Here is a 14,253-nt window from a genome sequence, read left to right as displayed (position 1 = left end):
ATCCCGGGGCGGCGCGGGTTCGCCGGAGAAGCCGGCCCGCGGCCGATCCTGCCGCGTCCGGCTTGCATCGTTCCCGGAGGGTTCCGCCATGCCGGCCATTTCGATCATTCTCATGTTGTTGACGACCGGCGTGGTGGGAATGGAAGTCCCGCTCCCATCGCCGGAGGCCGCCCCTCGGGTCGCGATTGCGGCGGAGGAGGAGGTCTACCGCTATCGGCCCGCCGACAACGGGGCCGGGCCGATGTGGGCGAGGGGATCGACGTGCTTGGCTCGGGTGGGAGATCGCGTCTTCGCGAGCGGGCTGGAGACGCTGGAAGGAGCCAAACCGTTGAACAACTGCCGCTGGCTGCTCTTCGTCCGCGGTGATGCCGGCTGGGAGCCGGCGCAGGCCGATCCCGCCGGCCGGACCCGGGAACCGTGTCCCTTGGCGGCATTTCCGGACGGTCCGCTGTTTCTCTCCGCGAATCCGACCCTGGTCCGCGACCCCGATGCGGCGGCGGGTCCCGCCCGGCCCGAAATCTTGCAATTCGATCCCCATCAGCCGCAAGCGCCGTTTCAGACGATCCTGCCCCGATGGGCCGGCGAGCCGACTTTTACCGAGCATTCCTACCGCAGCTTCGCCGCCGACGGCCCTCGCCGCGAGTTGATCCTGTTCCAAAACGTCGGCTATACCCATGCCGCATGGAGCTTCCGCGACGCCCAAGGCGACTGGTCGGCGCAGGGCAATTTGATCTGGCCGTTCGGCGCCGACTACGAAAAGCCTCAGCCCATTCGCGTCTGCTATCCCACGGCGGCCCTGAAGGATCGGCAGGTCCATTTTTGCGGCGTCAGCGACATCGTGGAGCCGAACTCCGCCTGGCGTACTTACAAAAAAGAGCTGACCGGCCGCGACTGGGATTACGATTTCCGCCGGCTCTTCTACGTCCGTTCGCCGGACATTAGCACAGGCGAGTTCGAGCCGTGGGTGGAGATCGCGTCCCGGGAGAAAACGGCGGGCTGGATCACGCCCCTGGATCTGTGGGTGGACCCGCGGAACGACGTTCACATCCTTTGGACGGAGCGCGCGATCGATACTCGGCTGCGCGACAAGTTCTTTCCGCAAGAGAAGCAGTCCCACGCCCTGAACTACGCCGCACTCCGCGACGGCCGCGTTATCCTCCGCAAAACACTGCTGGAGGCGGCCGAGGAGCAGCCCGGCGTGCTGTGCTCGTTCGCCCGATTCTGGATCACCCCCGCCGATCGCCTGTTCGTGTTTTGCTATGCGCAAGATGTCGGCCCGCAGGGCGCTTCGCCGGGCGAGAACCGCTTATTCGAAATCCTGCCGGGGGGAGAGCCGGGGCCGGCAACGCGGGTTCCCCTCCGCAAGCCGCTCACCTCGTTCTACACCGCCACGCCCCGCGCCGGTTCGCCGCCCTCGTGGACCTTGGATCTGTTGGGCTTGGCCGACGATGAACCGACGGTGATGCGTTACGTTTGCCTGACGTCGGCTCCTTAGTTCGCCGTCAGCCCGGGAAGATCGCGCCGGCCGTCGCGCGAGCGCGAACCTCCAGCGCACTTCGGAGCCGCGGGCATCAGCCCGAGGTAGGGCACGCCCGTCGCCTTCCCTCGCATATTGAGAACGCCGAACGGGCGAAGTATGCTGCATGGCAGCTACGGACGCCGGACTTCCCCGCACAATGACGTGGCCTCGCCGATGGTCGGCCGGGCGTCCTCGTCCGCTTTCGGACCCACCTTCTAGGAGAGCTCGCATCATGTTCAAGCCTCGTATCTTGCCGGTTGTGCTTCTCATCGCGGCGACCGCGCTGATGAACGGTCTTTCTTCGGCCCGCGCCGAAAAGGCCGCCGAGGAGGGGTTCGTATCCCTGTTCGACGGCAAGACCTTGAACGGCTGGGAGGGCGACGCCCGATTCTGGTCCGTCAGGGACGGCGTCATCGTCGGCAGCACCGACCAGGTCAAAACGGAGCACAATACCTTTCTGTGCACGACCAAAAAGTACCGCGATTTCGTCCTGAAGCTGGAATTCAAGCTGCGGAACCACAACTCGGGCGTGCAGATCCGCAGCGAACGGCTGGACGACTTCATCGTCAAGGGCTACCAGGCCGACATGGCCGAGCAACGGTACATGGGAATTTTGTACGAGGAGCGCGGCCGCGGCATCTTGGCGGACGTCAAGCCCGAGGAGGTGGCCAAGCACGTCAAGGCCGGCGAGTGGAATGAATATACGATCACCTGCCAAGGTCCGCGGATCCGCCTGGAGATCAACGGCTTCACGACCGTGGATTATGAGGAAAAAGACCCGGTCGGGGCGAAGGAAGGGATCATCGCGCTTCAGCTCCACGCGGGCCCGCCGATGCAAGTGGAGTTTCGCAATATTCGGATTCGAGAAATGCGTTAAACGGCGGTCTTTCGCAAATCGCCCCGGCGCCCGCTTGGTTTTCTCGCCGGTTCGGCGACCTTCTGATATACTGGGTTTTCGGGCGTCCGTCCTCGGTCCCACGTGTTGATGCCGTTGCACGCAGCGCGGGGTGAGGCGTAGGTTTCGCCCGTGATCGGCCCCAACCGTTCCTCCGTTCCCCACGGGGTCGGCAAACGTATGCCCGCACGTCTCTTGCCCATCCTCGCTCCGGGTGCGACCGCGATGGCCGCCGTGCTGGCCTTGGCGGTGTGGTGGACGGCCGTGCCGCGGCCGCCGCTGCCGATGCGCGTGCCCGGTTTGGACAAGCCGCTGGGAGCCACCGTCGCGGCGACGTCGAAGGCGGTGCTACGGGGAACGCTGGTGCCGGGCGGCGGCACTCCCGCCGACATTCCGGGCGAGTGGCCCCGTTTTCGCGGCCCGAACGGGGACGCCGTCTACCAGTCGAGCGACTTCTCGCTCAATCCGCCGTGGAATGAGGCTGGGCCGGCCAGGCTGTGGAGCATCGCGGTGGGAGAAGGCTTCGCGGCGCCCGCCGTCAAGGACGGCCGGGTCTATCTCATCGACTACGACCGCGAAAAAGAGGAAGACGTCATCCGTTGCCTTTCGCTGGCCGACGGCCGTGACATCTGGCAGTTCCGCTATCCCAACGCGGTCAAACGGAATCACGGCATGTCGCGGACGATTCCCACCGTTACCGACAAGTACGTCGTGGCCATCGGCCCGAAGTGCCACGTCGCCTGCCTGGATCGTCTGACCGGCGAGCAGCGTTGGCTGATCGACATGACGGCGGAATTCGGCGCCACGGTACCGCCCTGGTACGCCGGCCAATGCCCGCTTGTGGACGGCGATCGGCTGATTCTGGCCCCCGGCGGTCCCGATACCCTCTTGGCGGCGATCGACCTCGCCGACGGCAGCGTCTTGTGGAAAACGCCCAATCCCCGGGATTGGAAGATGACGCACTCCTCCGTCGTGCCCGTCGAGTTCGGGGGCAAGCGGCTGTACGTCTATTGTGCGTCGGGCGGCGTGGTCGCGGCGGACGCCGCGGACGGCGGCATCGTGTGGGACACGACCGAGTGGAAGATCAGCCTGGCGACCGTACCCTCGCCCCTGCCGCTCCCCGAGGGACGCATTTTCTTCTGCGGCGGATACGACGCCGGCGCGCTGATGATGCGGATGACCGAGGCCGACGGCAAGATCCTGCCGCAAACGCTATTTCGGCTGTCTCCCGCTCAATTCGGCTCCACCCAGCAAACCCCGATCTTTTACCAGGGTTTCATCTACGGCGTGCGAGAGAAAGACAAACAGATGGTCTGCCTGGATTTGGACGGCAACCCGCGCTGGAGCAGCGGTTCGCAATACCGTTTCGGGCTCGGGCCCTACATGATCATCAACGGCGTGTTGTTGGCGCTGGATGACGACGGCTTGCTGACGGCGATGGCCGCCGACCCGAACGAGTTTCGCGTGATCGCGCAGGCTCAAGTGCTGGAAGGCCACGATTGCTGGGGGCCTCCCGCCTTCGTGCCGGGTTACTTCTTGGTGCGGAGCATGACGGAGATGGCATGCCTGGCATTGCCTGCCCGCCCATGAGCGGGCGGCGTTCGGCCGGCAACACGGTTTCCCATTCCGGGACGACCTACGACACGGAAAGGCAAGACATGCGGATGCGGTCCACACGGCCTTCCTACCCGCCCCACGGTCCCGCGGGCGGCGGCCTCGATCGTCCAGGCCGGGCGCGGCCCTGGTGGATTGCCGCCGTGGTTTTGGCGGCCCTGGCGATCGCCGCCCTGACCGTCACGGCCTATCGCAAGCAGCTCCGCAATCCCCGCCGGGACGCCTTCCCTCAAAACTTCGACTATTCCTTGGATCACTATCGACACGTTCCGAACGAGGAGCTGGCGTACCGCGTGGTCGCCGCCTGGGATCCGGCGATGCCGCAACCCACCGCCCTGTTCGTGGACCGAACGGACACGGTTTGGATCGGCGGAGCCGACGGAATCGAGCGCTACGCGACGGACGGACGCAGCCTGGGAACCATCGCCGCGACCGGTCCGATTCGGTGCCTGGCCGTGGCCGACATCCCCCTGCCCGACGGCTCCACGCGGCGGACCGTCCTCTGCGGCTTCGGCAGCGAAGTCACGCTTTGGGACGAAACCGGCAAGGCGCTCGGCCGTTGGAATTCCTTCGGCGACAAAGCCCTCATCACCTCCTTGGCCGTCGCGGAAGACGGCGTTTTCGTCGCCGATGCAGGCAACCGCGTAATTCATCACGTGGATTTTCAAGGGGAATTCATCGCGCAACTGGCGCAGCGGGATCGCGACCGCGGCATCGTGGGCCTGGTCGTTCCCAGCCCTTACCTCGACGTGGCGTGGGGAAGCGACGGCCTGCTCCGCGTGGTCAATCCGGGAGTGCATCGCGTGGAATACTATCGACCGTCGGGCGACTTGGAGTTTTTCTGGGGCAAGGCGGGCCTGGGAAAGGACGGCTTTTGCGGCTGTTGCAACCCTGCCCATATCGCCCTTCTGCCCGACGGTTCGACCGTGACCTTGGAAAAAGGCCTGCTGCGGATCAAGGTCTTTTCGCCGCAGGGAGAGTTTCGCTGCTGGGTCGCCGGACCCGACTTCTTCGGCGACGCCGAGGCCATGACGACGGAAACTCGGGACGACGAGCGGACCCCCGTGCCCGATCTGGCGGTCGATGCGCGGGGCAGAATCGTGGTGCTGGACTCCGGGCGGCGGAAGGTCTTCGTGTTCGAGCCGAAGGCTGCCGGCGACGCAGCGGCGTCGGAGCGGAACGAAACCGCGGAGGATGCCGGCGCGGCGCCCTCCGAGCAAGCAGTCCCATGAAGCGCGGCAAGCCTTCCGCGCTTGCCGCCAAACCGAACGGAGATCGAAGCCGATGACACGACCAACCTTGGGAACGGCCGGATCGAGCGGCATCACGGGGCGGCGCGATTGGCTCGTCGGCGCGGCGCGATGGACCGCGGCGGCCTTGGCCGTCGGCGGCGGGGCTTTCCTCAGCCTGGGACGACGGGGCGCGGCGGCCTGCCCCCGCCCGGTCTGCTCCCGCTGCGGCGCCCGCGCGTCGTGCAACCTCCCGCAGGCCCAAGCCTATCGCGACGGGATGCGGCCTTCCGCGGACCGAGACGCGATCGGGGGGAGCGGGAACGCGTCCAAGGCGATCTGACGCGGCCCGGCATGCGGCGTACCAGGGGCGATCGGGGCTGAAAACGGCGTTGTTCGAGGTGCAACATGGCACATCCCGGAAAAGGCGTATCGCGGCGGGAAGTCCTCCGCGACGGATTGCAGATGGCGGCCCTTTTGGGCGCGGGCGGCCTGGGCGGATACATCCTGGGCAATCACGGACGGCGCGACGACTTGCTTTGGCAAATCGACCCCTACAAGTGTATCGCCTGCGGCAACTGCGCCACGCACTGCGTGCTCCAAGACTCGGCCGTCAAGTGCGTCAACAGCTTTCCCATGTGCGGCTATTGCGACCTCTGCACGGGCTACTTCCCGCCGGAACCGGCCGCCCTGAACACCGCGGCCGAAAACCAGCTTTGCCCGACGGGGGCCATCATCCGCCGGGCCGTCGAAGAGCCGTATTACGAGTACACCATCGACGAGGATTTGTGCATCGCCTGCGGCAAGTGCGTGGTCGGTTGCGCGGCGTTCGGAAACGCTTCGCTGTACCTCCAGGTGCGGCACGATCGCTGCGTCAATTGCCACGAGTGCTCGATTGCGATCGCCTGCCCGTCTCAGGCTTTCGTCCGCGTGCCGGCTTCGCAACCTTACTTGCTCAAACATCGCATCCGGCCGGCCTAGCCGTTGATCCAGGCCGCGCGCGACCCGGCCTCGGGAATGCCTACGGCCGCGACGAGACGCCCGGCGATGACGCCGACCGAGATTTCGGGGTCCTTATGCAATTACCACATTCCCAGCAATGGAGCCGATGCCGACCGTCCGAAGGCGAAGCGATCCGCGCGCTTCCCCGCGGAGCCGCGGAACGGGGCGGCCGGGAGGCGGGCGGCGATGCCTCGCGCTTCCCCATCCGGCGGCCGCGCGCCTGCTTGCGGGCCGCGGTGATCGTCCCCGCGCTGGCGGCGCTGATGCTGCTGGGCGGATCGGTTTGGGGCGAGGAGCGCTTTCCGCCGCCCGACTTCACCTACCACAAAATGCCCGAGACGCCCGTTCCGCCTCCCGATTCGCCGCTGTGGGAGTACGCCGACGCCGCGGCGTTGGCGGCGGCCCTGACGGCGGCGGCCTTTTTGGCCCTGGGCCGGCGCTCGCGGAACGGACTCTTGATCCTGGCCGCGGTCAGCCTGTTGTGGTTCGGGTTCCGACGCCAAGGCTGCGTCTGCTCGATCGGAGCGATCCAGGACGTCGCCGAAGCGGTGTTCAACGCCCATCGCGCCGTGCCCGTCACCGTCGTCGTGTTCTTCACGCTGCCGATCGTCTTCGCCCTGTTTTTCGGTCGCGTCTTCTGCGCGGCGGTCTGCCCGTTGGGGGCGATTCAAGAGCTGGCGGCGATCCGCCCGCAACGTATTCCCCTTTGGCTGGAACATACCTTGGGGATCGTGCCCTGGGCCTACCTGGGATTGGCCGTGCTGTACGCCGCTACGGGAACGGCTTATGTGATTTGCGAGTACGATCCCTTCGTGGCCTTTTTCCGGCGATCGGGCGCGGCGCCCATGCTGATGTTCGGCGCCTGTCTCTTGGTGATCGGCCTATTCATCGGCCGGCCGTATTGCCGCTTCCTCTGCCCGTACGGCGTCATCTTGGGCCTGGCCTCCAAACTGGCGCGGTGGCACGTGCGGATTCCGCCCACCGATTGCATTCGCTGCCGGCTCTGCGAGGACGCCTGCCCCTACGGCGCGATCGTGTCGCCGCCGGCGCCGCTTACCCCGGGCGAACGTCGCAAGGCCCGGCGGAGGTTGGCCCTGTTCCTGGCCGCCGTCCCCCTGTGGATCGCCTTGGGAGCGGTGGTCGGCCGGATGACCTACGCGACCTTGGCCCGGATGGACTACCAAGTGCGCCTGGCGGGCTGGCTTGCGGCGGAGAAAGCAATCGACCCCAACGATAAATTCGCCTTGGATGCGGTGAAGGCCTTTCACAATACCGGGCGAAGCCCCGCCGAGGCCGTCGCCGCCGCGACCGCGCGCTTGGAGACGTTTCGCACCGGCGCCACGCTGCTGGGCGCATGGATCGGCTTGGTCGTGGGGCTGAAGCTGGCGCAGCTTTGTACCCGAACGCCTCGCGACGACTATCACCCCGATCCCCGCCGGTGCGTGGCCTGCGGCAGGTGCTTCTGGTACTGCCCGGAGGAGCAGGTCCGCCGCGGCTGGATTCCGAGCACGGAGGCGGTGTTGCCTCGGGGGACGCGGGGGACGCCGGTCTCCCTGAACGCGGTTGCCCCGGGAGAGGCTCGCGGGCCGAGGGCGGGCGGCTAAGCGGCCTCGCACCGGGCGGCCCGCCCCGCGGGCAAGGCTCCGCCCCGAGCACACCTTGGGAAAACAAGTACTTCGAACACGCAGCGGATACGATAGCAGGATCCGATGAGAGCGAAACCATGACGTTCGCAGAGGGAAACAGGGGAGAGGGGATCGGGAACGCGGCGGGCGAGCTTTCCCCCGACGCGAGCGGGCCGCGGGAGGGTTTCGTCGCGGCCTATCGCACGGCCGTCGTATCGGGCGGCTTTTGCGCCCTGGTGGCGGCGGTGCTGTTGGTCCAGTACGCGGTCCGTCCCCGAGTAGACCCCTTGGATCACCCCGAGTTCGCGGCCCTGCAAAAGCAGGCCGCCGCCGAACCGCGCAACGAGGCCCTCAAGGAGCGCGTGCGGGAGCTGGATCTGCGTCTGCGGCAGGAATTCTTTCGCGACCGGCGGTTTCGCGAGTGGGGGGCCTGGCTGCTGATCGGCGGCGGATTGACGTTCGTGGTCGCGGCCAAGATCGCGTCTTCCCTGCGGCGGCCGCTGCCCCACCCCGAAGGCTCGGACATCCTCGACGAACGGCATGAGCGAAACGCCGCTTTCGCCCGATACGGCGTCGGCGGTTTGGCGGCGTTGTTGATCGTCTCGGGCATCGTGCTGTCGTGGCAGGGCCGCGGCCTTCAGCGGCGTTTAGCGGATGCCTCGGCCGCAACCGCAGGTCCCGGCTCCGCGGTCGCTGCGTCGCGGACGGACGCGGCCTCCGCGCGCACCGTGCCGGAGGGAGCGCCGGTGGGCGGCGGGCCGGTCTCGCAGGGGGTCGCCGCGGCGTCACCGGGTGCGGCAAGCCCGGCCGGCGGCGCAGAAGCCGCGGAAGACTGCGCCTCGCCCGAGGAATATGCCCGCTTTTGGCCCCGCTTTCGCGGACCGGACGGCTCCGGCATCTCCGCCTATGATGACATTCCCACTCAGTGGAACGCCGAGACGGGCGAGAACATCGCCTGGAAGTCGCTCGTCCCTCTGCCGGGAAACAATTCGCCCGTGGTCTGGGAGGACAAGGTCTTCGTGACGGGGGCGGACAACGATCGCCGCGTGGTCTATTGTTTTCAGGCCGCCACCGGCGAGAAACTGTGGGAATGCGAAATCCCGGGGACGCCGGAGAGCACCGCCAAACCGCCCAAGGTCTTGGCCGATACCGGTTTGGCCGCCCCGACCGTGGCTACGGACGGCCGCCGCGTGTACGCCGTCTTCGCCAACGGCGACCTGGGGGCCGTCGATTTCGCCGGCAACCTCCTTTGGCGGAAGAGCCTGGGCATTCCGGAAAACATCTACGGTCACGCAAGTTCGCTTTGCACGTACCGCGACCGGGTCATCGTGCTCTTTGATCAAGGCTCGCCCGACGACGACCTGTCGAAGCTGTACGCCTTCGACGGCAAGTCGGGCGAAACGGTTTGGGAAGTGTCCAGGCAAACCGCCAATTCCTGGACCACCCCCATCATCTTCCACCACGGCGCGCGGGAGCAATTGATCACCGTCTCCGACCCGTTCGCGATTTCCTACCATCCCGCCGACGGCAAGGAATGGTGGCGGTTCGAGGGGACCACGGGCGACTGCGGCCCCTCGCCCGTCTTCCACGGCGGATTGATCGTAGCCGGCGGCGAGTACTCCTATTACATGTACGGCATCCGAGCCGACGGCGAAGGCGACGTCACCAAGACGCACTTGGCCTGGGAGCTGGAGGACGGCCTGCCCGACACGTGCAGTCCCCTGGTCTTCGACAACCGGCTGATCTTGCTTTCGGCTTCGGCCGTCATGACTTGTTACAATTGGGAGACGGGCGAGAAACTGTGGGAACACGAGTTTCCGGAAGATACGTTCACGGCATCCCCCGGCCTGGCCGGAGGCCGCGTCTACCTCTTCGCGCACGACGGCAAGGGCTACGTCGGGACCGTATCCGATGAGGGCTTCCGCATCGAGCACGAAAACTCTCTCGGCGAGGAGTGTGTGACCAGTCCCGCCTTCCAACCCGGCTGCATTTTCATTCGGGGCAAGGAGCATCTGATTCGTATCGGAAAATGATCGCCGGCCCGGCGCGGAACCGTGGCCGGCGCAATGACCGCGGAAATCGCTCTCGTGATAACACCCCATTCCACGGATTCCCTCGATCTCTCGGTAATCGACGAGATTCTGGATCGCCACGGCCGAGGTCCGGACGCGACGATCGCCGTTTTGCAGGCCGTTCAGTCGCACTTCCACTATCTGCCGCAAGAGGCGTTGGAATACGTCTGCGCGAAGACCGGCATCTCCGCCGCGCAATTGACGGGCGTGGCGACGTTCTACACGCAGTTCCGGCATCGTCCCGTGGGCAAGCACATGATTCACGTCTGCCGCGGGACGGCGTGCCACGTCAAGGGCGCCGATCTCATCATGGATGCCTTGACGCGGCACCTGCGAATCGGGCCGGGAGAAGACACCGATCCCGAGGGGCGCTTCACGGTGCAGCCGGTGGCGTGCTTGGGATGCTGCACGCTGGCACCCGTGGTGCAGATCGATCAAGCGACCTACGGCCGCCTGACCCCGCACAAGGTACCCCGCATCATCGCGGATTTTTTGGAGCGGGCGTCCAACGGAACCCCGCCGCGGAACCTGCAACTCCTCTCCCCCGAGGAGGCCGAGGCCGAAATCCGCGTGGGTTTGGGATCGTGTTGCCAGGCCCAAGGGAGCGGCCGGGTTTACGAGCGGCTGGTGGAATTGACTGCGGTCAATCGCACGCGAGCAGCGGTCAAACGGGTCGGATGCGTGGGGATGTGTCATCAGACGCCGCTGGTGGAGATCGTCCCCCGCCGCGGCACGCCCAAGCTGTATGCCAAGGTGCACCCCGAGGACGTACCCGGGATCTTCGACTCGCATTTTCGCCCCCGCAATCCGCTCCGGCGGCTGCGATACCACGTCGCCCGGTGGCTGGACGCCTTGGTGGGCGATACGGGAGAGGCGGTGGACCGGCATCGCATCGACGTCCGCGATCCGCCGGTGTGTGCCTTTTTGGGGCGGCAGTACCGCATCGCCATCGAGCACGGCGGCGAGACCGATCCCTTGGACTTGGACGAGTACCTGCGGCTCGACGGCTTTCGCGCGTGCCGCCGGGCGTGGCACGAGATGGCGCCCGAAGCCGTGATCGACGAAATCGAGCGCAGCGGACTTCGGGGTCGGGGCGGGGCGGGGTTTCCCACCGGTGCGAAATGGCGGATCGCGGCCGCTGCGCCCGCCGAGGTCAAGTACGTGATCTGCAACGGCGACGAGGGCGACCCCGGCGCCTTCATGGACCGCATGATCCTGGAGTCGTTTCCCTACCGCGTCATCGAGGGGATGCTGATCGCCGCTCGGGCGGTGGGGGCCGCACGCGGCGTGTTCTACATCCGCGCCGAGTACCCCCTGGCCGTCGCCCGCGTCCGCGAGGCCTTGCGACGCTGCGAGGAGCGCGGCTTGCTGGGCGGCGAGGGCGACGCGGAGTTCGCCGTCCGGTTCTCCGTCAATGAAGGGGCGGGGGCCTTCGTCTGCGGCGAGGAAACCGCCCTGCTGGCCTCCATCGAGGGCCGCCGCGGGATGCCTCGCTTACGACCGCCGTATCCGGCTCAGTCGGGCTTGAACGGCCGGCCCACCCTGGTCAACAACGTCGAGACGCTGGCCCTCGTCCCCTGGATTCTCCGCCACGGCGCCGAACGCTTCGCAGCCCTCGGCACGCCCGGCAGCAAGGGGACCAAGGTCTTCGCCCTGGCCGGCAAGGTGCAGCGCGGCGGGCTGATCGAGGTGCCCATGGGGGTGACCCTCCGCGAGATCATCGAGGAGATCGGCGGCGGGGCCTTGCCCGGACGCAACCTCAAGGCCGTTCAGGTCGGCGGGCCGTCCGGCGGATGCGTCCCCGTCTCGCTCTTCGATACGCCGGTGGACTACGAGGCCCTCACCGCGACGGGCGCTATCATGGGGTCCGGCGGCTTGGTGGTCCTGGACGATTCCGACTGCATGGTCGATATCGCCCGCTACTTCCTCCGCTTTACCCAGGACCAATCGTGCGGCAAATGCACGCTGTGCCGCGTGGGTACCCGCCGCATGCTGGATATCTTGGATCGCATTTGCGAGGGCCGCGGCAAGCCGGACGACCTCGCGACGCTGGAGAATCTCTGCCACGCCGTCAGCGCCGGCAGCATCTGCGGGCTGGGCAAGACCGCGCCCAATCCCGTGCTGACCACGCTGCGTTACTTCCGAGAGGAATACGAGGCCCATTTGCAGGGCCGATGCCCGGCCGGCAAGTGCGCCCCTCTCATCCACTATCGCATCACCGACGCGTGCGTGGGCTGCACGCTGTGTGCCCAGCAATGTCCGGTCGGCGCGATTCCGCTCACGCCGTATCGCAAGCATCAGGTATGGGACGAACGGTGCACCCGCTGCGACACCTGCCTTGCGGCCTGTCCGGCGGGGGCCGTGGTGGTCGAGTCGGGCGGCGTGGAGATTCGCCGAGCCAAGGTATCGCGGAACCTCGCAGCGGAGGTCGTCCCCCGATAATCGGAGCCGCGGCGCGTCGGCACCGCTCCTCGCCGCCGCCTTACCGAGCCATCCCGGATAGGAGTAGCCATGATGCGACTGACGATCGATGGGCAAGCCGTCGAGGTTCCGCCGGGGACGACCGTGCTCCAAGCCGCGCAAAAGCTGGGCATCGACATCCCCACGCTTTGTTACATGGAGGGGTTTTCCCCCCAGACGTCGTGCCTGGTGTGCCTGGTCAAGGTCCGCGAGAAGCATGGACGAGAAAAGTTCGTCCCCTCCTGCGGCACGCCGGCGACGCCGGACATGGTGGTGGAAAGCGAGACGGCCGAGGTCGCGGCGATGCGGCGGACCTCGCTCGAGCTGCTGCTGAGCGATCACGTGGGCGACTGCCTGGCGCCCTGCCAGTTCGCCTGTCCCGCCCACATGGATATCCCCGACATGCTGCGGCAAATCCAGGCGGGGCGATACGACGAGGCCATCGCGACGATCAAGGAGGACATCGCCTTGCCGGCGGTGCTGGGCCGCGTCTGCCCCAAGCCGTGCGAAAAGGGCTGCCGCCGCGGCGCGGCCGACGGCGCCGTCGCGGTCTGCGACCTCAAGCGGATCGTGGCCGATTGGGACCTCGCCCGCGATCGCTTCTATCTGCCGTCCTGTGAACCGGCCTCGGGAAAGCGCGTGGCGGTGGTCGGGGCGGGACCGACGGGGTTATCGGCGGCCTACTATTTGCGCCGCCGCGGCCATGAAGTCGTACTGTTCGATCGTCGCCCCCTGCCCGGCGGACGCCTCCGCGGCGCAACCGGCGAGAGCCATGCCGCCGATTTGCCCGGCGAAGTCCTCGATCGAGAAATCGCGGCCGTCTTGGCCCTGGGGATCGAGTTCCGCGGAGAGACGGAGCTGTTGCCGCCGGGGGCCTCGGGCGGCGTCACGCCGGCCGCGTTGCAAAGCGAATTCGACGCCGTTCTGGTGTGCATCGGCGAGCAAAAGAAGGAGGTCTGGGAAGCGCTGGGCTTGCAGGCCGGGCCGCGCGGCGCGGCCGTCAACCGCGATACCTTTCTCACGTCCATCCCCGGCATCTTCGCGGCGGGGAACGCGATCCGCGGACGAGGGCTGGTCGTGCGGAGTTGCGCGGACGGCAAGGAAGCGGCCTTCGCCGTGGATCGATTCCTCAGAGAGGGAGCCGCCGCTCCCCGGCCCGAAGCCTTCTCCGTTCGCATCGGCAAGCTCGCCCCCGAGGAGTTGGCCGAATTGCGATCCTTGGCCTTGGATGCTCCCCGCCGGGACTTGCAGGCGTCGATCGACGCCCTCGATCCGGGTGCGGCCGCGGCCCAGGCCGGGCGGTGCCTGCATTGCGATTGCCGAGCGTTGCCGGGCTGCCGCCTGCGGCGCTACGCCGAGCGCTACGGCGCCGACCCCAACCGCTACAAGGGGGAACGGGCCGTCCTGCGGCTGCAATACAAGGAATCGAACGTCCTCTATGAGCCCGGCAAGTGCATCGTGTGCGGTCTGTGCGTGGCGGTGACCGAGGCCGCCCGCGCCCCCTTGGGTTTGACTTTCGTCGGCCGCGGATTCGACGTGCGGGTAGGCGTCCCCTTCAACCGTTCGCTGGAACAGGCCCTGGGGGAGCTGGCCGAGCAGTGCGTCGCCGTCTGCCCCACCGGCGCCCTGTCGTTTCGCGAGGGAAAAACGCGCGGCAGCTTGCCGATCCTCCGAATCGCTTGATGATCCTTCGCGAAACCCGGTCAAATCGCGACCGCCGTGCGATCGCGGCGGACATCCTCGGCGCGGCGACTCCGCCGGCATCGGCCGGATCCGAATTTGACGGCCGTGCCGCTTGTTACGACCCGCGGTCTTGTTGCACGCTCACAGAGAGCTA

10 protein-coding genes are annotated in these 14,253 nt (G+C 67.1%); all 10 read left to right on the top strand.

All coding sequences use genetic code 11. From position 1 onward, the window contains the following. Nucleotides 1-88: 88 nt before the first annotated feature. The 10 genes from ACZ5B4_RS14530 (at nucleotide 89) to ACZ5B4_RS14485 (ending at nucleotide 14,099) form a co-directional block, all read left to right on the top strand. Nucleotides 89-1,495 carry a hypothetical protein gene (locus ACZ5B4_RS14530; protein ID WP_464911953.1) on the top strand — a complete coding sequence of 469 codons (1,407 nt, stop codon included), beginning with the start codon at nucleotides 89-91 and terminating at the stop codon, nucleotides 1,493-1,495. Between the two features lie 256 nt (nucleotides 1,496-1,751). Next, the gene (locus tag ACZ5B4_RS14525; protein WP_464911952.1) at nucleotides 1,752-2,396 is read left to right on the top strand and encodes a 3-keto-disaccharide hydrolase; all 645 of its coding nucleotides are present in this window, start codon (nucleotides 1,752-1,754) and stop codon (nucleotides 2,394-2,396) included. 198 nt (nucleotides 2,397-2,594) lie between these two features. Next, nucleotides 2,595-4,004: a PQQ-binding-like beta-propeller repeat protein gene (locus tag ACZ5B4_RS14520; protein WP_464911951.1), complete on the top strand. Its 1,410-nt coding sequence runs from the start codon at nucleotides 2,595-2,597 to the stop codon at nucleotides 4,002-4,004. Continuing rightward, nucleotides 3,977-5,260, top strand: a complete 1,284-nt coding sequence (locus ACZ5B4_RS14515; RefSeq protein ID WP_464911950.1) for an NHL repeat-containing protein — start codon at nucleotides 3,977-3,979, stop codon at nucleotides 5,258-5,260. The genes ACZ5B4_RS14520 and ACZ5B4_RS14515 overlap by 28 nt, the downstream gene beginning before the upstream one ends. Before the next feature lie 52 nt (nucleotides 5,261-5,312). Further along, nucleotides 5,313-5,600, top strand: coding sequence for a hypothetical protein (locus ACZ5B4_RS14510; protein ID WP_464911949.1), 288 nt, complete (start codon nucleotides 5,313-5,315; stop codon nucleotides 5,598-5,600). A 65-nt stretch (nucleotides 5,601-5,665) separates the two neighbouring features. Then, nucleotides 5,666-6,238, top strand: coding sequence for a 4Fe-4S dicluster domain-containing protein (locus tag ACZ5B4_RS14505; RefSeq protein WP_464911948.1), 573 nt, complete (start codon nucleotides 5,666-5,668; stop codon nucleotides 6,236-6,238). Between the two features lie 95 nt (nucleotides 6,239-6,333). Then, nucleotides 6,334-7,863 carry a 4Fe-4S binding protein gene (locus ACZ5B4_RS14500; RefSeq protein WP_464911947.1) on the top strand — a complete coding sequence of 510 codons (1,530 nt, stop codon included), beginning with the start codon at nucleotides 6,334-6,336 and terminating at the stop codon, nucleotides 7,861-7,863. Between the two features lie 119 nt (nucleotides 7,864-7,982). Continuing rightward, entirely contained in the window at nucleotides 7,983-9,917 is a 1,935-nt protein-coding gene (locus tag ACZ5B4_RS14495) for an outer membrane protein assembly factor BamB family protein (protein WP_464911946.1), read from the top strand. Nucleotides 9,918-9,971: 54 nt separating this feature from the next. Further along, a complete protein-coding gene (gene nuoE, locus ACZ5B4_RS14490; RefSeq protein ID WP_464911945.1) occupies nucleotides 9,972-12,398 on the top strand; it encodes an NADH-quinone oxidoreductase subunit NuoE in 2,427 nt (808 codons plus the stop codon). Nucleotides 12,399-12,467: 69 nt separating this feature from the next. Next, complete coding sequence (locus ACZ5B4_RS14485; protein ID WP_464911944.1) at nucleotides 12,468-14,099, top strand: FAD-dependent oxidoreductase; 1,632 nt, start codon at nucleotides 12,468-12,470, stop codon at nucleotides 14,097-14,099. The last annotated feature ends 154 nt before the right edge of the window (nucleotides 14,100-14,253 follow it).

This window comes from Thermogutta hypogea (assembly GCF_055386265.1).
Note: the sequence above shows the minus strand (reverse complement) of the source record. Positions and strands in the feature narration are given on the sequence as shown.

What these genes read in the sequence shown, in the direction of transcription:
- ACZ5B4_RS14510 (WP_464911949.1), top strand. Translation starts at nt 5,313, where the DNA reads ATGACACGACCAACCTTGGGAACGGCCGGATCGAGCGGCATCACGGGG.
- ACZ5B4_RS14485 (WP_464911944.1), top strand. Translation starts at nt 12,468, where the DNA reads ATGATGCGACTGACGATCGATGGGCAAGCCGTCGAGGTTCCGCCGGGG.
- ACZ5B4_RS14505 (WP_464911948.1), top strand. Translation starts at nt 5,666, where the DNA reads ATGGCACATCCCGGAAAAGGCGTATCGCGGCGGGAAGTCCTCCGCGAC.
- ACZ5B4_RS14515 (WP_464911950.1), top strand. Translation starts at nt 3,977, where the DNA reads ATGCCTGGCATTGCCTGCCCGCCCATGAGCGGGCGGCGTTCGGCCGGC.
- ACZ5B4_RS14530 (WP_464911953.1), top strand. Translation starts at nt 89, where the DNA reads ATGCCGGCCATTTCGATCATTCTCATGTTGTTGACGACCGGCGTGGTG.
- ACZ5B4_RS14500 (WP_464911947.1), top strand. Translation starts at nt 6,334, where the DNA reads ATGCAATTACCACATTCCCAGCAATGGAGCCGATGCCGACCGTCCGAA.
- ACZ5B4_RS14520 (WP_464911951.1), top strand. Translation starts at nt 2,595, where the DNA reads ATGCCCGCACGTCTCTTGCCCATCCTCGCTCCGGGTGCGACCGCGATG.
- ACZ5B4_RS14525 (WP_464911952.1), top strand. Translation starts at nt 1,752, where the DNA reads ATGTTCAAGCCTCGTATCTTGCCGGTTGTGCTTCTCATCGCGGCGACC.
- ACZ5B4_RS14495 (WP_464911946.1), top strand. Translation starts at nt 7,983, where the DNA reads ATGACGTTCGCAGAGGGAAACAGGGGAGAGGGGATCGGGAACGCGGCG.